The following is a 26021-nucleotide window of genomic DNA, read 5'->3' on the forward strand; positions in this document are numbered from 1 at the left end:
GTGGATGCTGTGCGTCCGCGACGCTCGGAGTCCCGTCGCACCGTTCTCGGCCGTGCGCGTGCCGCCGCCGTCTCGATCGTCGTCACTTCCGCCCTCGTCGTGACCCTTGCCGCCGTCCCGGCCCAGGCCGAGGAGCGAACGGGGGGCGCCCCCGTCGCGCACACGCCCACGCAGGCCCAGACTCCGGCCCCGCAGACCGAAGCGCCGGCCGTCGTGCACCTCCGCGACGCCGAAGTGCTCGTCGTCGCGACACTGCCGCGAGAGCAGGCGAGAGCCGCCCTCGACGCGCGGTTCGCGGCGCAGGAGCAGGCGCAGCGCGCCATCGCCCGTCAGCAGGCGCAACAGCAGGCGTACGTCCGCCGGATCATCGCCGCGCAGACGGCGCAGCAGCAGGCCGCCGACGCGCAGTCCGCCGCCGACGAGCAGCTGCGCGCGGCGCTCGAGGCGCTCGCGAAGGCCCTCTCGACAAGCCAGTGCAACACCGTCGGCGGCACGAACGGCCAGCCCGCGTCGATCTCCTGTCCCATGGAGAACGGCAATGCGAGCATCTCCGGCGACGACGGCGCCGGTGTCACGACACCGACCCCCACCCCGACCCCGACGCCGAGCCCCTCGTCGACCCAGAGCGCCGACGAGTCGCAGGCGATGAACGCGTCCGACCTGCCCGCCGACCCCGTGGGCGCCGACCAGGCCCTCGGCGCCGATGCCCTCGCGGGCGCGCTGTCGCAGGCGCTCGGCGAGTGGGCAGCCGCCGGTGCAGACGTCTCGGGCATCTCGGCCTCGGTGACCCAGCTGTCCGGCACGACGATCGGCGAGGCCTCCGGCCGCACGATCGTCATCGACGACGACGCCGCCGGGTGGGGCTGGTCGCGCATGGACCTCCTGACGGTCCTCCGGCACGAGATCGGCCACGCGCTCGGCGCCGGCCACGGCGACGGGCTCATGAACGGCACGCTCGCTCCGGGCGAGTCGCGCGGCATCGACGCGTCGATCATTCCCGCACCTCCCGCCGCTGAGCCGGCTCCGGCAGAACCCGCTCCGGCGGCAGACCCGGCCCCGGCGGCCGATCCCGCTCCCGCGGCCGCTCCCGCCGATGCCGACCAGGGCGCACCGGCCGACGACACGGCAACGCCCGCCGGCCAGACTCCCGGGTCGACTGACGCTCCGCCGACGGATGCCGCGAGCGACGCCTCGCAGCCTGCGGCCGCGCCGCTCGCGCTCGGCTGGACGGTCGAGAACGGCGCCGCGACCCTCACCCTCACCTCGGCCGACGCCGCGACGGGCACCCTGCGCCTCCGCGACGGCCGTCTCGTCTTCGCACCTGCGCAGGGCGCGCCGATCGCGGTCGACGCCGCGGGCCTCGCCTCGGTCGTCGTCCGCGGCGCCGACGGCTCGGCGGAGTTCACGGTCGACTTCACCGGCATCTTCGGTCTCGCCGTCGCGATCCACGGCGTGCTCAACGCTCTCCGCGTGACGGGCCTCTCCAGCAGCGCGACGCTCTCGGGCGACGGCTCACGGCTGCACCTCGACTCGGTCGTCGGCAGCCTCTCCGCGCTCGCGCCCCGCCTCGCGGCCCTCGTCCAGAGCACGGGCGCCCTCACGCTCACCGGCTCGCTCGCACTGCCGGGCGCCGACCTCGTCGTCGAGGGCCAGTCGGTCAGCGTCGCCGCCGGCACCTCCGTCGACACGCGGGGCGCAGACCGCGCCGGCGACATCACGCTCGCCGCGAGCGACGTGAACGGCACCGATGCGGATGCCGCGGCATCCGTCCTCGTCACGGGCGCCACCCTCGCGGGAGGCGACGTCACCCTCAGCGCGACCTCGTCCGGTGCCCGCGGCGCCCGCGGCGCCTCGGTCGCGACGGTGACGCTGCGCAACTCCTCGGTGCTCGCCGCGGGCGACGTGCTCCTCCTCAGCGACTCGCGCGCCGACTTCGCCGCGTCCGGCGTCTCGGCGGTCGTCAAGGGATCCTCGACGGCGGTCACCCGTATCGCGGGCCACTCGGTCATCGCGACGACGGGCCACGTGCGCATCGAGGCCCGCAACGCGGCCTCTGCCACCGCCGTGTCGAACAACGACTCGGGCGTCGCCCTCGCCGAGGCCGACCTCAGCCGCCTCACGCACGCGATCGTCGACGACGACCAGCAGATCAGCGCGGCCGACCTCGTCGTCCTCGCGACCGCCGCCGGCTCGATCCACGTGACCGCCAAGGGCGTGCGCGGCGCGGCGCCGACGGCGACGGGCCTGTCGGGTCTCGCGCTGGCGGCCAACCCGACGTCGGGCTCGATCGCGGTCGGGCGCGCGTTCCTCGAGACGCTCGCACAGCTCGACACCGCCGCCGCGCTCGACGTGAACGGATCGGACGTCTCGCTCCAGAGCGCCTCATCGATCGACGCCGCCGCCACGACCGGCGGCACCGGCGACGGAGTCGCCGCCCTCATCGTCCGAGACGTCGTCGGCAGCTCGCTCGCGAAGGACGCCGCCCTCACCGGCGCCGACGACCTCAGCCTCGCCTCGACGGCGCAGCACCGCGCGACCGCTGACGGCGGCAGCGGCTGGGCGCTCGTCTCGTCGTCGGCGACGACCTCCTCCACGGCCGACACGGGTGCCGCGCTCGCGCTCTCCGGTGGCCTCTCGCTGACGGCGACTCAGGATGCCTCGGCCCGCGCGACGGGCACGGGCGCCGCGCTGACACTCGGCGTGCACGACGTCCGGGTCGAGCTGAACCGAGCGGCCGCCGCCGGCGGCTCGGTGACGCTCGCGTCGTCGGGCCGCTCCGACTCGGCGGCCACGGTGACCCCGGCCGCGATCTCGCTGTCGGCGGCCGGTGCGCCCATCACGCTCCTCGCCGCCCTCGGCGGCGCGTCCGGACCCGCGGCCGCCGCGGGAGCCGTGGCCGCGAAGCTCGTCCCGGTCAAGGCGCTGGCCGCGACGGTCGTGCTCGGATCGGTCCAGACGCTCCTCGGCGACGGACTCGGCACCACCCCCCTCACCTCCGGCGGCGCCGTGACGCTCACCGCCACGACGACCGGCGGCAGCAGCGCCGGCGGCCGCGGTCTCGACCTCGCGGTCGACGAGATCCACACCCTGCCGCTCGGCCGGCACTCGGCCATCGTCGATGTCAACAGCCCGGTCTTCGCCGGCGACGACGTGCTGATCCAGGCGGGCCGCGGGCCTCCTGCCGCCGGCAGCGACTCCGCGACCGCCATCGTCGACGTCGACGCGGCGATCACCCTCCTGAACCCCACCTCCACCCTCACGATCTCGAGCTCCCCGCGGACGCCGGCGACCACGCCGCCTGCGGGTGCGACGCTCATCTCCGCCGTCACGGGCGGAACCCTCAGCCTCGGACGCGCGACCCTCACCTTCGCACCCGGCGCTCTCGCCGCCGATGCCTGGGTCGTCATCTCGCCTCGCACGAGCACCGTCCGCGGCATCCTCACGACCTCGGACGTCTACGACCTGCGCGCGTTCGACGCCCGCACGGGAGCCGTCATCTCGACGTTCCTCGTCGCGCCCGTGCTCACGATCGCCGTCGGGGCGCAGGCGAGCGCTTCGCGCATCTGGTACGTCGCACCCGACGGCTCGGTGCAGGGGATCGCGACGACGTACGACGCGGCGACGGGCACTGTGTCGGCCGCGCTGCCGCACTTCTCGGACTACGTGGCAGGGTCGCCGCTCGCGGGCCTGCTCGGGCTCATCGTCGGGCAGCTGCAGTCGTACCTCTCGAACCAGACGTACACGCAGGACCTCGGCGGCTTCAGCCTCGGCGACGCGCTCACCCTCAGCGGCATCACCCTCACGATCGACTCGATCTCGGCGGCTTCGCCCTATTCGGGATCGGCGACCTTCACCGCGACGCTGCAGCTCGCCCTCGCCGTCGGCAGCCTGAGCATCTCGGCCGACGCCGCCGTCTCGGCGACCTACACGCTGACGGACGCGACGTCGCTCGACGGCGGCTCGCTCCTCATCACTGTCGGTCCGGTGTCGCCGGCGGCCACGTTCGGCATCACCGTCCGCTCCGGCTCGACCGACGTCGCCGTGCTCTCCGTCGCCTTTGCGACGCTGACGCAGAGCGGCGCCGACCTGGTCGTCTCTGCGACCGGGGTGTCGGCGTCGTTCGGCGGCCTGGTGCAGATCTCGGGCGGGGCGCTGACGCTCGTGTCGCGCAGCGACACCGGCGATGTCGACTTCCAGCTCACCGGTGGCACCGTCACGACGGGCGACACGGGCCTCACGCTGAGCAACGGCGTCTTCACCTATAACGGCACCGACGGCCTGCTCCTGTCGGCCGACCTCGCTCTCGCGATCGGCGACACCGACCTGACCGGCTCGGTGCGCATCACCCGCGCCGCCGGCGTCACGACCCTCTCGGTGTCGGGCCTCACGACGACCCTCGCATCCGGCTCGCAGCAGACGGTGGTGCTCACCGACGGCTCTGGCACGCTCGTGCTCTCGGCGACCGGCACGACGGGGTCGCTCAGCGCGACGGTCGTCGCGACCGGCGTGCTGACCGCGACCCTCGCAGGCCGCCTCGACATCGACACCGCAGCCGGCACGACGTCCGTCGCCGTGGCCGCCCGCAACCTCGGCCTCGACCTCGGCGGCGGCCTGAGCGTGTCTGGCGCCGTCGTCGGGCTCTTCGTCCGCTCCGACGCGAGCGGCACGGCCGTCGCCCTCGACGCATCGGGCACCGTCGCACTGACCGGCTGGGACGGCGTCGCGCTCGGCGGCACGATGCGGGTGCGAATCAACGGCTTCACCGACGCCGTCGATGAGACGGTGGCCCTGGCCGACGGATCGGGCGACGTCACCATCGCGTTCACGGCCGGCGAGGCGGGGTCGTTCTCCGGCACGGGCCTCACCCTCACGGTGCTCGGCCAGTCGATGACGACCGACCTGGTCCTCACGAGCACCGCCGACGGGTTCACGCTCACGGCGACGAACCTCGTCCTCCGCTTCGCCGACGGCTCTGCTCCCGTCGCGTCCTTCGCGGGCGGCGGCACCGTGACCCTGGCCGGTGAGGCCCTCACCGCCGATCTCACCGGCACGCTCGCGATCACGGTCCCCGGCCTCGCGTTCAGCGGCACCCTGAGCCTCGACCTCAGCACGGCGGCCGGCGACGAGCACGTGACGGTCGCGGGGGAGTCGGTCACCCTCACGCTCGCGGGCCAGTCGATCACTTTCGACGACCTCTCGGTCGCGCGCACCACCTCGGGCGGCGTCACGCGCACCGTCATCACCGTGGGCGGCGGCTCCTTCTCGATCTCGCAGGGATCGACCGACCTCCTCTCCCTCACCGACGTCTCGGGCTCGCTCACGATCACGGCCTCCGGCGTCGCGGGCAGGCTCTCCGCTCACCTCGTGGCTGCCGCCGGCGAATTCGCCTTCGCGTCGACCGTCGGCCTCGCCCTCAACACCGGCGCCGCCGTCGTCGGCGACCTGCCGGCCGGACCCTACCTGCGGATCGAGGCCGTCGGCACGACGCTCACGATCGGCGGTCAGAGCCTCAGCGCCGACGTCGTCTTCGAGCGCGGCGTCGCCGCCGACGGCACGAGCGTCGTGCGGGCCGGACTCTCGAAGGGCGCCCTCGTCTTCACCGCAGGCTCGACGACGGTCCTCTCCGTCACGGGCGCCACCGGCGGTCTCGTCATCACCTCCGCGGGGATCGCCGCCGCCCTCACCGGCACCCTCGCCGTCGCGCTGCCGGGCGTCTCGTTCACGGGCGGCCTCGGCATCCGTCTCAACACCACCGGCGCCGACGTCGACACGACCGTCGCGGTCGGCGGTGCCGACGTGCCGCTCGTCCTGCCCTCCGGCGGCGCGGACTACCTGCAGCTCTCGGGCACCGATATCGTGCTCTTCGTCGCGGGGCAGCGCCTGTCGGGCACCATCGCGATCGAGAAGTCGGCCGGCACGGTCTCGCTCTCGATCACAGGCGGCGCCCTCGTCTTCGGCGACGGCATCGCGACGCTCACCGGCGTCGCCGCGTCGCTGACCTTCGGCGCGACCGGCGTCTGGGGCTCGTTCACCGGCACCCCCTCCATCACGGTCCCGGGGGTCGCCCTCACCGCCACTTCGCTGACGGTCGAGATCAACACGGATGCCGCGACCGCCCACGGGGGCATCGCGGCCGGCACCGTCCGGGTCGGCGCGACGAGCCTCACGGTCGCCGTCGCGGGCGTCGACATCGAGGGCACCATCTGGTTCGCCCGCACCGTGACCGCCGGAGTCGCGAGCTACCGCATCGACGTCTCGGGCGGACGCGTCGCGCTCGGCCCCTCCGCGACGCCCTACGTCGACGTCACGGGCATCACCGGTGCGTTCGTCATCACCTCGGCGGGCGTCGCGGGAAGCCTCACGGCCTCGGCTGTCCTGAGCGTCCCCGACCTGCTGTCGATCACGGTCCCGAGCGCCACGATCGCCGTCAACACCACCGCCGGTCCCATCGATCCGGGCACCGGACTGCTGCCGGCGGGTCCCTACCTGCGCGTCGAGGTCAGCGGCGTCGAGGCCTCCATCGCGGGCGGCAAGCTCGTCGGCTCGTTCGCCTTCACGCGGTCGGTCGACGCGGCGGGCGCCGTCGAGATCGTCGTTGCGATGACCGGTGTCGACGTCTACCTCGGCGCATCCGACGCCGACCCGTCGCTCTACGACGGCGAGGGCGCCTTCCTCATCCGCGGCAGCGGCGTCGCGGGCTTCATCTCGGGCTCGGCCTCGCTCGGCGGGAGCGGCGTCTCGGCCTCGGGCTCGGTGCTCCTCCAGGTGAACACGACCCCTGACGCGATCGACACCGCGGTCGCCGTGGGCGGCCGTACCCTCGTCTTCAAGCTCCCCGCGCCCCCGTCCGGCGGCACCGTCTTCAGCCTCTCGATCTCGAACCTGACCCTCACGATCGGCGACTTCGTCACGATCGAGGGCAACCTGACCTTCAGCGACACCGTCGTCGACGGCGTGCCGATGCGCGTGCTCGCAGCGACCGGCCTCACGATCTTCCTCGGCCGCGGTCCGGCATTCCTCGCCTCAGGCGCGCTGAACCCGCTCGCGGTCGGCGTGCTCCTCACGAACGCGACGATCGGTCTCGTCGAGACGGGCGCCGGCCACGCGCTCGTCGCGACCGGCACCGTCAGCCTGCTCGGCGTCCCCGGCGTCACGATCAGCGGCACGACGAGCGTCCGCGTCAACGACACCGGTGTCGCGATCAGCCACACGATCGAGATCCCCGGCAGCACCGAGCCCGGCGTGCTCGTCGACTTCGGCACCGCCGACGCGGTCACGAGCTTCGTCGTGAGCGATGCGATCCTCGCCTTCGGCGGCCAGGTCGTCCGCGGCACCTTCTCGTTCGACCGCACGGCGACCGACCTCACGGTCTCGATCGCCGACGGGTCGATCGAGCTCGGCGATGCCGTCGAGCTCGGCGACATCACCGGAGACCTCGTCATCCGCTCGGACGGCATCGCCGGCGCGCTGCAGGCGCAGGTCACGATCACCGCGCTCGGCGTGAACGACGTCCAGGCGTCCGTCGCGGTCAACAGCGCCGCGGCGAGCGTCACGGTCGGCGCGACCACGCTCCCCGCAGGCCCCTACGTCCGCGTCGCTCTCACGGGCCTCGATCTCGCCGTCCTCGGACAGACGATCCGCGCCGACCTCGCGGTGGAGCGCCTCACCTCGGGCGGCGTCGCGACCACGATCGTCGGCCTCAGCAACGTCTCGCTGTTCCTCGGCGACGACGGCGGCACTCCCGGCACGACGGACGACCTGGGTGTGCGCCTCTCCGACGGCTCGGGCATCCTCGTGCTCACAGCCGCCGGGATCGCGGGCCGCATCCAGGGCACCATCTCCGTCCGGCTCGGTGCGGATGCCTCGCTCGAGGGGTCGCTCTCGCTGGCGGTCAACACGACCGCGGCGCGGGTGCAGGCATCCGTCACCGTCGGAACCACCGTGCAGACGCTCGACGTCGTCGCCGGGCCGTACCTCCGCTTCGAGGGCACGGGGCTCACCCTCACGGTCCTCGAGCAGTCCCTCTCGGCGAACGTCGCGATCGAGAAGGTGACGGCGCTCACCTCCGCAGGGGTTCCGGATGCCTCGAAGACGACGCTCCGGATCGCAGCGACCTCCGTGCAGCTCAGCCTCGGTGGCGGTGCGCTCACGCTCACCGACGGCACGGCCCTCATCCTCCTCACCTCGGCGGGTGCAACCTCCGCCATCGCGGGACGCATCACCGGCGCGCTCGCACTCGACGTCCCGGGCGTCGCACTGTCGGCAGGCCTCGCCGTCGAGTTCTCGACCGCGGTCGCGGCGACGAAGGAATCCTTCCTCATCAACGGCCAGACGCTCTCGCTCGAGCTTCCCGCCGGTGGGACGACGGGCTACTTCCGCCTCGCGGGCACGGGCGTCGCCCTCACGGTCGCGGGTCAGTCGCTCACGACCGACATCGAGGTCACCGACAGCGCCGGCACCCTCACGCTGATCCTCCGCAACACGAAGGTCGTCCTCGGCGGAAGCCTCCTGACGCTCGCGCAGCCGACGACCGGCGAGGGCGCGACCGCGACGATCGTGCTCTCCCCGACCGGCACGTACGGCGCGATCGCGGTCGGCGTGACGCTCGGCGTGGCAGACGTCAGCGTCACCGGCACGATCACGGTCGCGTTCAACACGACCGGCGCGGCGCAGACCGTCGACGGCTGGACCGACCCGCTCCCCGCGGGTGTGCTGCGCGTCGGCGGCGAGAACCTCACGATCACGGTGTTCGGGCAGAGCATCTCGGGCGACGTGACGTTCGAGCAGGTCTCGACGACGGCCGGCGCCTCGGTCGTCAAGGCCGGCATCGCGAACGTCTCGCTGACGCTCGGCCCCCTCACCGTGTCGGACGGCACGGGCCTGTTCGTCATCACGCCCACGGGTCTCGCCGGCTCGCTCAGCCTCGTCTTCGCCGTCGACACGGGCGCGCCCTTCACGCTCGCCGGTGCACTCGAGCTGCAGGTCAACACGACCGGCGCCGCCGTCTCGCAGACGCTCAAGGTCGGGGCCGGCACCGTGACGCTCGACGTCGCGGCGGGGCCCTACGTGCGCATCGCGGGCACGGGCATCGTCCTGACGGTGCTCGGCCAGCAGCTCCGCGCCGACATCGCCGTCGAGCGCACGACGTCCTACGGCGCCGACGGCGTGGCGGGCGGCACCGACGATTCCACGCTGACCCGCATCGCGCTGGCCAACGCGGAGCTCGCGATCTCCGCCGGAACGGCGCGCATCGCCCTCAGCCAGGGTGAGGCCGTCTTCGTCCTCACCAGCGCCGGTGGCCTCGCGGGCCGTGTCTCGGGCACCGTCGCGCTGACCGGCGTCCCCGGCGTCACACTCGGCGGCACGCTGAGCCTCGAGATCAATACGACCGCCGCGCGCGTGAACGAGACCGTCAAGGTCGGCGCCGGATCGGTCACCGTCGACCTCCCCGCGGGCGGCGCCGGCGGCTACCTCCGCATCGCCGGAACGGGCGTGGCGATCGGCGTCGCAGGGCAGACGCTGTCGGGCGACGTCGAGGTCGTCAAGAAGAACGCGACCCTCACGCTGACCGTCCGTAACGGCGTCATCCGCTTCGGCACCGCGACCGCGCCCCTCGTCAGCGCCACCGGCATCACGGGCGACTTCGTCCTGGCACCGGCCGGCATGGCCGGATCGGTCTCGGCGACGCTCGCCGTCACCGTGCCGGGTCTCGCCGTCTCGGGCACGGTCGCCGTGCAGATCAACTCCGGCACCGCCGATGCGATCCTCAACCCGGGCGCGGGCCAGACCGTCGTGAAGCCGGGTCTCAACGTCTCGATCACGGCGGCCTCCCTCACCGTCGCGGGCCAGACGCTCGGCGCCGACCGCATCCTCATCAGCCGCACGCCGACGGGCGAGGTCGCCTTCGCCGTCACCAACCTCACGCTCCAGCTCGGAACGTTCGTCGACATCACGGCGGCGCACGCGTGGTCGGGCGCGATGCTCGTGACGTCGGCGGGCATCGCCGCGAGCTTCACCGGATCGACGACCGGCATCTTCACGCTCCCGGGCATCACGCTCGGCGGCGACGTGCGGTTCGCCATCAACACCACGCCGTCCGCCGTCCGCCGCACCGATCTCGGCATCGACGTGCCCGCAGGACCCTTCCTCCACGTCGCGATCACGAACGGCGTCCTCGGGGTCACCGGCGGACCGGCCTTCTCGGGCAACTTCCTCCTCAGCCGCACCACGACGCCGGGCGTCACGATGTTCAGCGGCACCTTCACGGGCGGCCTCGTCGTGGCGACGGGCGACGTGAACGGTGACGGCAAGACCGACCTCCTCACCGCTACCGCAACCGGCGCCGCGCTTCACCTCGGCACCGCCTCGGGCGGAGCGGCGGCCGCGGCATCCGATGTCTTCTCCACCGCCGCGGCGTCGACCTTCACGGCCGGTACCGGCACGACGACGGCTGTCGCCCTCGCCCACGTGCTCGGCTCGGCGCTGCTCGACGTCATCGTCGTGCGCGGCGGCACGTCGGCCGTGTACGAGAACCTCGGCGGCGGCACCTTCGGCTCGGCGGTCGTGCTCACGACGACCGGCGCCGACTCCGTCGCCGTCGCCGACATCGACGGCGACGCGCGCGCCGACATCGTCATCGGGGCAGGCGCCGGCGGCGGTGCGCTCGTCTTCCGCAACTCGGCGACCGGCTTCACGGCGGCGCCGTCCTTCACGCTCGCGCACACGGGCACGGTCGCGGTCCTCCTCGCCGACCTCACCGGCGACGACCTCGCCGACCTCGTCGTGGTGAACGCGGGCGCACCGCACGCGGTCTACGTCAACGCCGGGGGCGCGGGCGCCGCCTGGACGCCGTACGCCTCGCCCGTCGCCCTCGCGAACACCGCGACGGCGACGGATGCCGCGACCGGCGACGTCGACGGCGACGGGTTCCTCGACCTCGTCGTGGCGGTCGACGGCGGCCCCGCACAGGTGTTCCGCAACGGCGGCTTCACCACGGTGAACGAGACCACGAGCTGGGCGGGCTTCGGCGCGTCGAGCGCGATCGGGGCGGGCACGCCCGCGGCCCGCGCAGTGGCCCTCGCCGATGTCGACGGCGACGGCCTCGCCGACGTCGTGCTCGCGACCGCGGGCGGCACCGTCCTCCACCTCAACCGCGGGGCGGGCCTCGGGGGCGTGTGGCAGGGCTTCCGCAGCGGCGCGACGCTCGACGCGACGGCCGGCACCGATCTCGCGGTCGGCCGGCTGGATGGCGACGCCGATGCCGACCTCGTGCTGGCCACGTCCGCCGGCGTCCGCATCCTCTCGGGAGCGCCGGGCAGCGTCACGACGATCGCCTTCAGCCAGGTCACCGTGTCGCTCACGCCCGAGGGCGAGTCCAGCGCCGTCGGCATCACGAACGGCGTGGGCGCCTTCCTCCTGACCTCGGCGGGCATCGCCGGCACCTTCTCGGGAGACGTCGGCGTCGCCGGCGGCGGGCTCGACGCGAACGCGACGGTGTCGGTGCGCTACAACGGCACCCCGACCGACATCGACGAGACCATCACGGTGGGCGGCGTCGCGGTTCCCCTGACCTTCTCGCCGACCGAGGTCGCGAGCGCGGGGAAGGCCTTCATCGCCGTCTCGGTGTCGGGCTCCATCAAGCTCGGCGACTTCGTCGAGATCATCGGAAGCGTCACGTTCGGCGGCGCCGAGATCTCGGTCAGCGGCCTCACGGTCTTCGTCGGCCAGGGCCCCGGCTTCGTCGAGGACGGAGCGGTCAACCCGTTCGCGAAGGGCCTCTATCTCACCGACGTCAACGGCTTCGTGAAGGGCGCCGCCGGCAGCCGCGTCGTCGCGATCTCGGGCTCGGTCGCCCTCGTCGGGATCCCCGGCGTCACGCTCGGCGGCACGGCGTGGGTGTTCTACAACGAGACGACGAGCGAGCAGGTGCTCGGCTCGGGCGACGACGCCGTCACCGTCGCGGAGGGCGCGGCATCCGCCCCCCACATCCTCGTCATCGGCGACCTCGTGCTCGGCGTCGCTGGCCAGCAGCTGACCGGCACGTTCGCGATCCAGACCCTGGCCGGCGGTGGCCTGCGGCTGAAGTTCGGCACGGCGGCCCGCGACGGCGGCGCACCGCTCACCCTCAACCTCGGCGACGGGGTCGCGGTCGCGACCATCGCGAGCGGCGAGCTCGAGCTCACCCCGACGGGCCTTGCGACCGTCCTGACGGCCAACCTGACGCTCAACGCCGGTCCGGACTTCACGCTGACCGGCGACATCGGCCTGCAGCTGAACACCTCCGCGACGGCCAAGACGGTGCAGGGCGTGCTGCTGCCGGCGGGCTCCATCCGCGTGCAGGTCGGATCGCTCGCGACACCCGCCTCGCTCACCGTCGCGAACCAGACCCTCAGCGGCGTCTTCGTCTTCTCGCAGGTGCCCGGCACCGTCGCGCCGGGCGCACCGGCCGGCACGGTCGCTGCGAACACGACGGTCCTCATCGCGTCGAACCTGACCCTGTCGCTCGGCACCGCGACGGCGGGGGTCCGCCTGACCGACGGCAGAGCCGTGTTCGTCATGACGGCGGCGGGCCTCGCGGGCCGCGTCGGCGGCACCGTCCGCTTCCTCGTCCCCGGCGACGCCGTCCAGTTCAGCGGCACCTTCACCGTGGCCGTCAACTCGGGCGCCGCGGTGGCGCAGACCTTCCAGCTCGACGGCACCACGATCTCGCTCGATCTGCCGGCGGGCCCGTATCTCCGCGTCGACGGCACGGCCGTCGCGGTCGTCGTGGCAGGCCAGCGCCTCTCGGGCGACTTCTCCTTCACGCAGACCGGCACCGGCCCGACGGCCAAGACCGTCGTCTCGATCGCCGACGCCCGCGCGGCGTTCGGCGACGGCACGACCGACTTCGTCGCGCTGACCGGCGGGACGGGCGAGTTCACGATCGACGCGACCGGCATCGGCGGACACGTCGGCGGAACGGTCACGGTCTCGCTCCCGGGTGTCGCCGTGAGCGGTGACTTCGCCGTCACCCTCGTCGCCGGCACCGCTCCCAGCCTCGCCGTGACCGGTGAGCACATCACGCTGACGATCGGCGGGTTCAGCCTCACCGAGGGCACCCTGACCTTCACGCAGCGCACGGTCGGCGGGCAGCGGATCGTGGATGTCGCGGTCTCCGCGACGGCCGACTTCGGTGCGCCGATCGGCAGCCTCCACTTCGACGGCGCCCTGCAGATCGGTTCCGCGGGGCTTGCCGGCGTCCTGGCGATCACCGACGCGAACATCTCGCTCGGCGGCGGCGTCAGCATCTCGGCATCCGCCCTGCGCCTCGAGATCAACCGCTCCACCCAGGCCATCGTGCTGTCGGATGCCTCGCACACACGCCTCGAGGCGGGCCCGTACCTCCGCCTGACCGGCGAGGACATCGCCATCGTCGTCGGAGACGTGACCCTGACGGCGTCGCTGCTCTTCCAGCAGGCGACGACCTCGACCGGCGCGGTGCGCACGATCATCGCGGTCGCGGGCGGCGAAGTCGCTCTCGGAGCCGACGACCCGATCCTCACGGGGGTCGACGGACTCATCGTGCTCACGAGCGCGGGCCTGGCCATGCAGCTCGCCGGCACGCTCGACCTCGGTGCGCTCCTCCCGGACGGCGTCACGATCTCGGGCGCGTTCTCGGTCGCGATGAACCAGTCCACGACGCGGGTCACCGAATCGGTCACCGTCGGCTCGCGCAGCGTTTCGCTCGACCTCGCCGGCGGCCTCGCCATCCGGGTGAGCGGCACCGGCGTCGTCCTCGCGATCGCCGGGCAGTCGCTGACGGGCGACATCGCGTTCGAGCGCCAGGGCACGACGACCACGATCGTCCTCGCCGGTGTGGGCCTTCGCATCGGCGACGGCAGCAGCGACATCCTGAAGCTCACCGGCGGAGCGGGCACGCTGACCCTCCGGCCCACGGGCATGGACGGCTTCCTCGTCGGCACCGTGGCACTCACGGTCCCGGGTGTCTCGGCATCCGCGGCGATGACCCTCACGATCAACACCGCCACCAAGCAGTTCTCCCTCGCGGTGGACGATCTCGCGCTCGACATCGCCGGCCAGCAGCTGCGCGGCGACTTCACGTTCGAGCAGTCCGGCCTCGGTGCCGCGCGCGTCGTGAAGGTGTCGGCATCCGACGTCGAGATCTTCCTCGGCGACCCGGGCGCGACCACCGCGACGAGCGACGACGTCGGGCTGCGCCTCTCGGGCGGACACGGCACGTTCCTCCTGACGTCGGCGGGGATGGCGATCAGCATCGCCGCGACGGTCAACCTGGTCGGCCTGTCCGGCATCCCGTTCACCCTCGCTCCCGATGTCGGCATCGCCCTGAAGATCAACACGGCGCCCACTGCGATCAACACGACGATCGGCGGTCAGGCCCTCGTGCTTCCGGCCGGCCGATTCGTCCGCGTCGAGATCACGGGCGGCGTCACCGTCTTCGGCCAGTCGCTCTTCGGCTCCTTCGCCTTCGAGCAGGTCCAGGGCGCCGGCCCCGACCGCCGTGTCGGCACGGCGGACGACGTCAAGGTGCTGCGCATCGCGGCCACGGGCGTTTCGCTCTTCGTCGGCGACGACGGCGGCACGCCGGGTGCCGATGCCGCGGCGTCCGACGATGTGGGGCTGCGCGTCACCGGCGGAACGGCCCTCCTGCTGCTCACGAAGGAAGGCTTCGGCGGCTCGATCTCGGGCACCGCCTCGATCCGCCTCGGCGATGCGATCCAGGCGACGGCCGTCGTCACCGTCGACATCAGCAACATGCGCCGCACGGTCGGCGGCAAGGTCGTCCCGGTCGCGGTCGACGAGGAGTTCCTCGTCGCCGGTCAGACCCTGACCCTGTCGCTCCCCGCCGGTCCGTACCTCAAGGTCGGCGTGAAGGGCCTCACCCTCACGATCGCGGGGCAGCAGCTGACCGCCGACATCTCCTACGAGAAGGTCACGGCGATCGGTGCGGACGGGGCGCTCGGCGGAGCCGACGACGTCACGACGCAGAAGATCCGCTTCGCCAACGTCGGTCTGCGGCTGGGCACCCCCGACCGCGACATCGTCATCGTCAAGGACGGCTCGGGCGCCTTCGATATCGTCGGCAAGTCCGGCACGACCCCCGGCGGCATCGCCGGCCGCGTGCAGGCGACCGTCCAGCTGCTGATCCCCGGCGTCTCCTTCTCGGGCACGCTCGAAGTCCAGATCAACACCCTGGCCGCCTCGCGCACCGTCGACGGCACGTCGATCGCCCCGGGCGTCTCGGTCGCGGGTCTCGGCATCGCCCTCGACGTCATGGGCCAGCGCCTGACCGGCGACTTCGCGTTCGCGAAGAACTCCACGACCGGAGAGATCACCGTCGCGCTGAAGAACGTCCGCCTCGAGCTCGGCGACGGCACGCAGACGTATGTGACCGCGACGATCGCTGCGGGTGCGCTGCTGGTCACCCGCAGCGGGATCGTCGGCGCCGTCACCGCGGGGATCTCGCTCAACCCCGCGGTCCTGCCGGGCGTCACGGTCAGCGCCGACGTCATCGTGCAGATCAACAACACGACCGCCGACGTCAGCCGCGATGTGACGATCGGGTCCTCGACCGTGCCGATCGTGGTCGCCAAGAACACGCTCCTCGTGCAGGTCGGCCTCACGGGCAGCCCCGCCGAGATCGGCATCCTCGGACAGACACTCAAGGGCGTCGCCGTCTTCGAGCAGAAGAAGACCGCGACCGGCGCGAAGATCGTGCGCCTCGCCTTCACCGAGGTGACGCTCTTCCTCGGCGACGACGGGGCGGACGGCGTCGAAGAGCCCGGCGCGGCGACGACCAACGACGTGGGTCTCCTCCTCTCGAACGGCCGCGGCGCCTTCATCATCACGCCGAGCGGCATGGCCGGCGAGGTGTCGGGCTCGGTCGCACTCCGCGGCCTTCCCATCACCATCACGGCAGAGCTCACGTTGCAGCTCAACACCCTCACGAGCGGCGGCCAGGGCGTCGTCGTCAACGAGGTGTTCCAGTTCGCGGGCGTCTCGATCACGACGACGACCGACGGCACCGCCTCCGTCGCCGAGGTGCAGCAGATCTCGGTGACGGCGCCCTCCGGCACCTTCACCCTTGCGATCGACGCAGACCTCGACGGCACGATCGAGGCGAGCGAGATCACCGCTCCCATCGCGGTCGGGGCCGCGGCATCCGTCGTCCAGACCGCCGTCGACGGGCTCCTCGGGGCCGGCGTCGCCACGGTGGCCGCCGTCTCGGGCGGGTACACGGTGACGTGGAGCGCCTCCGGCAACCGCGCCCTGCTGCAGGCCAATGTGCGGGTGCTGTCGCTGCCCAAGGGGCCGTTCCTGCGGGTCGCCGCGACCGACATCGAGATCGTCATCGGCGGATCGAGCGGCGTGACGATCCGCGCCGACTTCGCCTTCGAGCGCGTCGGGCCGGCCGGAGCGCAGATCAGCAAGATCGCGCTCGCCCACGTGTCGCTCGGGTCGTCGCAGTCCATCGGCGGCACGAACCCCGGCATCGTCGACGGCTCCGGCTTCCTCGTGGTGTTCCCGAAGAACGCGACGACCTCCACGACCCCGGCGGCCACCACGACGACCGGCGGCATCGCGGGCATCATCACGGGCAAGGCCGCCGTCACGGCGGGCGCCTTCAGCGGTGGCGCGTCGGTCGGCTTCACGATCAACACGACGGGTGCGATCGTCAAGCAGTCGATCACGGTCGACGGCGACACGCTCACGATCGACGCCCCCGCCACGCCGACGTTCCAGTTCATCGTGCAGGACCTCGACTTCAACTTCGGCGACATCCTCGAGATCCGCGCGGGACAGTTCACGATCAGCGGCAACGCCTTCACCGGGACGGGGCTCGAGATCTTCATCGGCTCGGGGCCCTCCAAGCTCGCCGGCGGCGCGATCAACCCGAAGGCGATCGGCGTCCTCATCCGCAACGCCTCGGTCGCGTTCATCAAGGGCGCCACGGCCGCCGACGGCTGGGCCATGCGCGTCACCGGCACGCTCGCCCTCCTCGGCCTGGACGGCCTCGGCATCACCGGCACGGTCTCGTTCCAGGTCAACACGTCGGGCTCGGTCTCGTACACCCTCGCCGACATGGGAGGGATGACGGGGGCCGTCGCCGCCGGCGCCTTCAGCTTCAGCGCGACCGGCGTCGTCATCACGGCCGGCGACGTCGTGACCCTCGGCGGGTCGCTCCGCCTGTCGAAGCAGCCCAACGGCACGCTCGACATCTCGCTGTGGAACGCCACGGCGCTGATCAAGGCCGCCGGCAAGAACGTCGTGAGCTTCGCGGGCTTCGCGACCTTCACCGTGTCCCCGATCACGGGCTTCCAGCTCGGCTCCTTCCGGGTCACCGACTTCGCGCTCTTCCCGACGTCGGCGCCGACGGCCCCGACCCCCGAAGACCTCCCGGTCATCGTCTCGGCCGACCTCGTCTCGCCGCTCCGCGGCGGCGTGTACACGAACTCGAGCCTCACGACGCTGGAGGTCACCTTCCGCACGACCGACGGCGCGATCGACGCGACGACGGTGACCGACGTCGAGGCCGAGCTCACGGTCTCGGTGGCCGGGGCATCCGGCACGTGGACCGTGGGCGGGACGCCCACCGCCGTCGCGGGCAAGGCGAACACGTGGCTCTACACGATCTCGGGCCCCGCCCTGCCGAGCACCGCGATCGTCACCGTCGCCTTCATCGCGGGGAGCGTCCGCGCGAACTACGGCAGCGGCCTGACGTCGCTCCTCGTGGGGGAGCAGGAGACGTTCTACGTCTTCGTGCCGACCGCGCCCGGCCAGAAGCCGGGCCCCGTGGCCTCGCTGGCGGTTCCGAGCGTGAGCATGACGCAGCTCAACGCGCAGGGCTACGTCGACGTCACGTACACCTCGCTCCCGGCGACGGCGGGCGGCGTCGCCGACCCCATCGTGAAGTCGATCATCGAGTCGAACCCGACCGCTCCGTTCACGATCTCGGGTCTCCTCGGCGACATCGCCATGAACGGCGCGACGCCGATCCTCCTGGGTGCGCCGCTGCTCATCTCGGGCGCGGCGGCGAACGCGACGTCGGTCACGTACCGCTACTTCCTCAAGGACAAGAACCCGAACAACACTCTCGGACTGTTCACGGGATCGGGCAGCATCACGATCACGATGACCGCCGGGCGCATCGCGAGCGGCACGGGCGGCTCGCCGACCTACAACGCGCAGCAGGCGCTCACGCTGGCGGTCGCGGCCGGCACGGCGGGGGAGATGACCGAGGGCGGTCCCATCGCGCTCGGACCCCTGACGCTCCAAGGCCCGACGGTCGGCCTCGGCGGCTTCGGCTTCGTCGACGGCAAGGTCGTCCTCTCCGTCATCCTCGGCGTCCAGCGGGCCTCGCTCGCCTTCGGCGGCAACCCGACGACGGGGGCGCCCTCCACGGCGCAGACGAACTCGGGCATCACCGTCGACCTGATCGGCCTCTCCGGCTCCTTCGAGCTCGCCGTCGACGTGTTCGGCCTGCTCAGCGGCAACGTCGACGTGCGCCTGACGGGCAAGTGGGGCCTTCAGGTCTCGGCGCTCGACGCGCAGATCCCGAACGTCGCGCGCCTGCAGGCGACGGGGATCAAGGTCAACTACGACCCCAACGGCGCGGCCGACCAGGAGATCGTCAAGATCAACACCGCGACGATCACCTTCCCGTCGTTCGGCATCACGGGGTCGCTGCGTCCGTACGACCCGGCCGCGAAGTCCAACATCACCGCCAACAACGACCAGCCGCTCGGCGTCGGCGTCGTCCCCGGCCTCACGGTCTACGGCAACGGCTTCAAGCTCGGCACGGCCGAGCTCGCGTACGGCCTCCCGCCGACGACCGGAACCGTCGACCCCGGCAACGCCCTCACGCCGTCGGCGGCCGACAAGAAGATCACGATCGCCGGCATCCTCGAGCTCGACGACATCCGCGTCGGCGTCTCGGGCCTCGAAGTGCGCTTCCCCGTCGCCGGAGCGCCGAGCACCGCCTCGGCCGGCTTCACAGGCTCGATCTACATCGCGACGGGCGGCGCCAAGCTCTTCCCGGGCAAGGCGTTCGGCGCGACGCTCAGCGACCGGCTGACCGCCGACGACAAGCGCGCCGACGGCACGGCGGACGACGAGGCGTTCCGCATCGCGCTGACCTTCACAAACGGGAAGGTGGATGCCTTCCAGCTCACCGTCGACACGCTCGAGATCCGCCTCTCGACCTTCGTGACCCTGACGGCGCGCGACTTCCGCCTCGACACGGGGGCGACCGGCTCACAGATCATGGTGCAGTTCGCCGCGGTCGGCGCGAAGGTCGCGATCGGCGGCCTCGAGATCGCGGGTGAGGGCCGCAACTTCGCCATCACGGGCGACGGCTCGTTCAAGGCCCTCCAGGGCTTCGGCATCTTCCTCTCGGTGGGATCGGCGACCGGCGACTCGTTCAAGTGGCCGTCGTTCCTCCCGGTCCGCATCGACGCGATCGGCATCCAGTGGGCCGACGTCGAGAACGCCCCCGAGGACTTCGTGTTGATCCTCTCGGCGAGCGTCACGGGCATCAAGGGGCTCTCGGGCCTGCAGATCTCCGGTTCGATCCAGGGCATCCGCATCCAGCCGTCGCTGCTGCTCGAGGGCAAGTTCCCGATCATCGGCATCGACTCGATCGGCGTCACGATCAAGGGCAACATGTTCGGCGGCGAGGTCTCGGCAGGCCTCGTGGGCGGCATCCTGAAGCTCGACAGCAGCTACAACATCATCGGCGTCTTCGACTCGACGACCCCCGTCGCGCAGCGGGTCTTCTACCTCGGCCTCGAGGGCTCGATCTCGATCGCCGGCATGGCGGGCTTCGGCATCCGTCTCGGACTCTCCGAACTCGGGCCCCTGCAGGTGTACCTCAGCGTCCAGGTGCCCGGCGGCATCCTGCTCGAGCCGACGTCGGGCCTGTCGATCAACGACTTCGCCGGCGGCGTGGAGTTCTTCAAGACGCTGCCCTCGATCGACGACCCGCTCGCGCTGCGGTCGTCGGCGTTCCAGCTGCCGACCGTCCTGTCCGCCGGCGAATGGCTCGCGTCGCTGCAGCAGCAGGTCGCCCTGCAGGCCAAGACGATCTCGAACAGCCCGGGTCAGAGCGGCTTCGCGGCGGCGTTCCAGGCGCCCATGGTCATCACCGGCTCGGCGAAGATCTTCTCGATCTACACCTCCGAGGCCGTCTTCAACGGCCAGGTGATCCTCAAGATCTCCACCGACGGCAAGATCCTCATCGTCGGCAAGCTCAACTTCGCCGCCGACAACATCTCGATCAGCGGCCGCCTCTACGCCGACCTCTCGAAGGTCGCGACGGGCGACGTCACGATCCTCTTCCTGGCCGACTTCCCCGACCAGGTGCGCCTGCTGACGCTCTACGGAAAGCTCAAGATGGGCTTCCGCAACTCGTCGGGCCAGGAGGTCACGTTCGACGTCGCGCCGGGTCTCGACCCGGTCGGCACCGGCACGGCCCCCGTCATCGACCTCGGCAGCCCCACCAACGGCGGCACGATCGACGTCGGCGTCGTCAACGGCGCGAGCGGGTCGACCAAGTACATCGACGTCTCGTACCGGCCCGCCGCCGGAGCGAGCCTCGACCTCTCGCGCGTGCTCGACACGACGGCCGACTTCACGCTCTGGTACGGCACGACGCAGCGCGCCTTCACGGCACGGCCGGTGCCGATCGTCGCGGTCACGACGCCCGGTGGCATGGCGTTCGTCGAGCTGAAGACCGACGCGACCGGTGCCTACTACATGCTCGACGGTGCGAGGGTCGACGTCGTGCTCGTCGCCGACCTGCCGGCGGGGGCCGACCTCCTCGAGACCGCCGTGCGGATCACGGGCACGACTCGCTTCCGCTACGCCATCGGCACCGCCGATCTCGGCATGGGGAAGTGGGAGCTGCGCTTCCTCGCCGGCGCCATCAAGAACGCCGACCTCACGACCGACGCGGGAACGACGACGGGCGCGGGCAACGTCGCGACGACGCTGTCCTTCACGGTGACCGGCGCAACGGCGACCGTCACGAACCCGACCCCCGGGGCATCCGTCGACATCAACGTCGTCAACGGACGCGCGTGGATCCTGGTGACCTACCAGTACCCGACTCTCTTCACGATCGACCCGGCCTCGATCACCGATCTCGCCCCCGAGTTCCAGCTCTCCGGCGCGGGCCTCGGAACGGTGCAGCTCGACGGCACTCAGGCGCCGCAGCTCGTCTCCTCCGACGCGCAGTCGGCGACCTACCGCTACTGGCTCACCGGCCGGTTCGCGACGACGGGCGCCGTGAACCTCACGTTCCTCACCGGCAGCTGGTCGTACCTCCTCACCGTCACGGGCGCCGTGACCGTGACCGACGAGCCCCAGCGTCCCCTCGACCAGAACGGCGACCCGGTCACCGGCACGGTGCGCACGACGGTCGGCCTGCTGTTCCCGACCGGCGGCCAGCTCGGCATCCCGGCGGGCTTCTCGATCGACCCCGACTCGGTCATCTCGCGCCTTGCGGGGCTGTCGTTCGGCGGCACGGGCTGGACCGTCGCGATCGACTCGAGCGTCGCCATCACGGCGACGGGCACGCCGGGCGAGTTCCGCGTCCCGATCATCGTCACGGCGTTCGGATCGGGATCGCTGACGGCTGCGCTCACCAACAGCGTCCTCGGCTACCGCGGCACGGTCACGGCCGGCTCGCAGGCCGGAGCGACCCTCACCGTCTCGCCCACGGCCTACGTCGACGTCGACTTCGACGCGGCGGTCGGCGGATTCGATCTCGACCCGGCGTCGATCCTCGACCTCGCCGCCGAGTTCGAGCTGTACGGCGAGGGTCTCGGCACGATCGTCCTCGACGCGCTGCGCGCACCGGTGCAGATCGCCGGCGCCCCTACGGGCAAGATCCGCTTCCGCTTCTGGCTCACCGGCCAGTACGAGGCGGGCCTGGCCGTCACCCTCACCCGGATCGCGGGCAGCTGGTCGTACCGCGCAAGCGTCACGCCGACCGCGGCCGCGGTCTCGGCTCCCGGGTCGAGCACGGTCTTCACGACGAACCTCGTCGTGACCTTCCCGGGCGGCGCTGCCGCCGGCCTCACCGCGGGGTACACGGTGGACGCGGCATCCGTCATCCAGCGCCTGTCGTCACTCGTCATCACGGCCGCCGCCTCGGGCTGGACCATCGACCGCGACGCGTCGCGGCCCATCACGCAGGGGAGCGGTCCGCTCGAGTTCCTCATCCCCGTCGTGGTGGAGCGCACCGCCGCGAGCGCCTCGACGTCGGCTGTCACGATCGCGGCGACATCGGTCGGCTACACCGACACGACGGCGCCCGCCGCCGAGGGCTACACGGCGCCCGTCCGCGACTACATCGACGTGCCGTTCACGGCGCCGACGGGTCTGCGCATCGACCCGGCCTCGATCACCGACGGGCCGGCGGAGTTCACGATCACCGTCATGCGCGACGGCTCGCCCGTGACGATCACGCTCATCGGCACACCTACGATCCTCGAGACGATCGACGGCGTGACGTGGGTGCGCTACCAGCTGTCCGCCCCGCTCCTCGCGGGCGACACCGTCACGGTGACCTTCGGTGCGGCGGGAGCGTGGACGTACATCCAGGCCGACGGCGCGGCCTACACCGGCGCGCAGCCGCAGGCCGGCACCGTGCCCGCCGTCGCCCAGCCGGTGACGATCCCCGACCGCGCGATGACCTACCTCGATGTGACATTCATCCCGCCGGTCGCGGTGAACGGTCAGTCGTACCCGATCCTGCCGAGCTCGATCGACGGCGACGAGTTCCTCCTCTCCGGACCCGGCGCCAACGGCGTGCGGATCATCGGGCTCGTCCCGCTCGGCGGCAACCTGTACCGCTACCTCCTGTCGGGCACATTCTCGGCGGGCCGCGTCGACGTCGTCTTCGACCTCACCGCGTTCGACGTCACCCCGGCACGCGCACCGCCGGCCGGCACGACGCTCACTCAGTCCTTCCAGGTCGTGGGAGCCACCGGCGACGTCGTCCACGTCATCGACGACGACCCCGCCACGCCCGCTGTCGACGAGACGGCGACCAAGCCGCTCGCGGGCGCCAGCATCGGCCGCGACCTCCTCAACGCACTCAAGTACCTCGAGATCCGCTTCCGCGGGTCGGCGGGCTACGGCATCGACCACTCCACGATCAACGGCGACGAGATCGAGTTCCGCGACGCAGCGGGCAACCTCATCACCCTCGGCGCCCCGGTCCGCGTCGGCACGAGCGACATCTATCGCTACTCCTTCACGGCGAACCTCGCCGCCGGCGCCTACACGGTGACTCTTCTCGCCGGCCGGTTCGCCGACCTCGGCGGCCGCCTCAACTCGGCGGAGACCGAGACGTTCCGCGTCAGCGCCCCGACGGCCGCGCTCATCGACCCGACGCCGGGCTCGGTGCTCGACGTCAAGACGCTCGCGGGCCGCGGCTGGGTCGACATCACATTCGGCAACATCGCCGGGATCGGCTTCGACCCGCTGTCGATCACCGACGCCGACTCCGAGATCAGGATCACGGCCGGCGGCGTGGAGCTCGACGTCATCGGCGCCGCGATGAAGGTCAGCGGCAGCACCTACCGCTACTTCTTCTCGGGCCACACCGCGGGCGACCTCGTCGTCACCTTCGTCGACGGCAGCTGGCAGAACACGCAGGGCACGCCGTTCGCCCCCGCGACCCACACCGGCGCCGCGACCGCCGAATCCGACCTGACGGCCGCGACGATCCTGCCGCGCACGTGGATCGGCGTGCGGCTCACGCCGACCGACGGCTCCAGCGTCGACGTCTCGACGCTCGGCGCCGACGACCTCGCCTTCAGCGGCGGCGGCGCGCAGGCGCTCACCTACGCGGGCGTGCAGTACGCCGACGGCATCGCCCGCTACTCCTACACGCTGCCCACCGCGCTCACGGCCGGCACCGTGACGGTCACGATGGTCGAGGGCTCCTGGCTCGACACGGCCGGCAACCGCTCGGCGGCCGCGACGTCGACCTTCCGCCTCATCGAGCAGGGCACGTCGTTCTACATCGAGCTGTCGGGCGGCATCATGCTGCAGGCCGGCGACTTCCTCGACGAGCCGCTCCTGCACATCCGCGCCTCGGTGGTCCTCGAGATCGACTACGCGCGCCTCGTCTTCATCCTCACCTTCGCGGGCCAGATCGACGTGTACGGCCTCGGCACCCTGGGCGCGACGGCGGGCCGGTTCGTGCTCATGGTCGGCGACGAGTCGACCAACCCGATGTACCCCGTGCCGCAGTTCTGGGGCGTCGCTTCCATCCAGACCAACTTCGAGGCGCTCGAGAAGTTCGGCCTCCACCTCGACGGCTCGGCGCAGCTGCGCATCAACCTCACCAACGAGGTCAAGCACGAGCGCCTGACGCTTCCCGGCCAGGGCCCCGGCGGCACCGACCTCACCGAGGACTTCGACCTCCAGCCCTTCAGCTTCGGCTTCCAGATCGTCGGCCAGGCGATCCTCGCCCCGGCGGGCGTCGAGCTCATGCGCGTGCAGGGCGGCCTCTACCTCAACATCTCGGCCAACCCGCCGACGCCGTCGATGGAGCTGTTCCTGACGGGCAAGCTGTCGTTCGGCTCCGGTCCCGCCCAGATCGAGTACGGCTCGGTGACCGGTGTCCTCATGATCTCGACGAGGACGGATGGCGGTGCCATCCCGGGTGTCGCCGGCAGCATCCGCGTCGCCAAGAACGTCGGGATCGGCCTGCCCGACGTGGGTTCGCTCTTCTCCGCCAAGGGCTCGGTCAACGTCATCTTCAACACGACGCTGGTCGATCAGACCTTCGTCGTGCCGACGGCCTTCCTCCCGCTCCTCGAGCCCGGCCAGGCGCCGGTGATCTACATCCCGAGGTCGGCGCCCGGTGTCGACGGCCTGCCCGACCCGACGGCTCCGCCGGGCGGCAGCATCTACATCGTCGCGGCGATCCAGGCCGAGCTGACGATCGGCGGCGCCTTCACGCTCTCGGGCTTCATCGGCATCACCGCAGCCATCGACCCGTCCGGCACGGCCTACCTCAAGATCGACGGCATGGTCGGGACGACGATCCCGTACCTCGGCTCCCTCACGGGCTCGATCAACCTCGCGGTCTACGTCGGGGCGCAGACCGGCGTCGTCGGCCGCGTGCAGCTGACGCTCGGTGCGAACTCCATCCCGGGCCTCTCGCTCAACGGCCAGTTCCTCCTCGAGATCAACACCTTCACCAGCGCTCGCCAGATCCGCACGTTCGTCGTCGACACCCAGACGGTCAACGGCGTGACGGTGTTCGGCGGCTTCCGCCGCCAGAACGGCGCCCTCGTCGTCGCCAACCAGACGATCGGCGTCGTCGCCGGATTCCGTCTCGAGATGTACGGCTCGCTCAAGGTGATGAACGTGCTCGACATTACGGGCCACGTCGTGCTGACGATCGGCGCGAGCGAGCTCAGCCTCATCGTCAACGGCAACGCCTCGCTGTCGCCGTTCGGCAGCGTCGTCATCAAGGACAGCGGCTTCCGGATCACCAACAAGGGCCTCGTCGCCCGTCTCGACCTGTCGCTCGACGCCGGATTCGGCGGATCGATCGGCCTCGGCTTCTCGGTGAGCGCGGTCCTCGCGATCAACACCACCGGCGCCTCGACGACCTTCGGCTCGTCCACCGTTCTGCCCGGATTCCTCCTGCGCCTCGACGGCGCCATCAACTTCCTCGGCTTCGCCCGCGGCAGCGGCTTCGCCGAGATCCGCATCGCGTCGGGCTCGTTCGAGATGTCGTTCGGCGTCGCGTTCGATCTCGCGGGCCTCAAGTTCACGGCGAGCGGTCTGGCCGGCGTCTACTCGAACGGCATCGTGATGGCGGTGTCGGTGAGCGCGTCGGCGGATGCCTTCGTCTTCAGCCTGTCGGCGAACGGCATGCTGTACCTCAACACGACGGGGGCCGTGAAGAACGGCGTCAACCCGGGCTTCAAGCTGCAGCTCAACGGCTCGGTGACGCTCCTCAAGCTCTTCAGCTT

1 protein-coding gene (cut by a window edge) is annotated in these 26021 nt (G+C 71.7%); it reads left to right on the top strand.

All coding sequences use genetic code 11. The features are described 5' to 3' along the window. Positions 1-26021 carry the 5' portion of an FG-GAP-like repeat-containing protein gene (locus tag ACSBPH_RS12125; RefSeq protein ID WP_442574585.1) on the top strand. The gene runs 12541 nt beyond the window's last position, so only the first 26021 of its 38562 coding nucleotides appear in the window; it begins with the start codon at positions 1-3; its stop codon lies beyond the right edge, outside the window.

This window comes from Microbacterium sp. F51-2R, from assembly GCF_052180235.1.
In the GTDB taxonomy this organism is placed as follows: Bacteria; Actinomycetota; Actinomycetes; order Actinomycetales; family Microbacteriaceae; genus Microbacterium.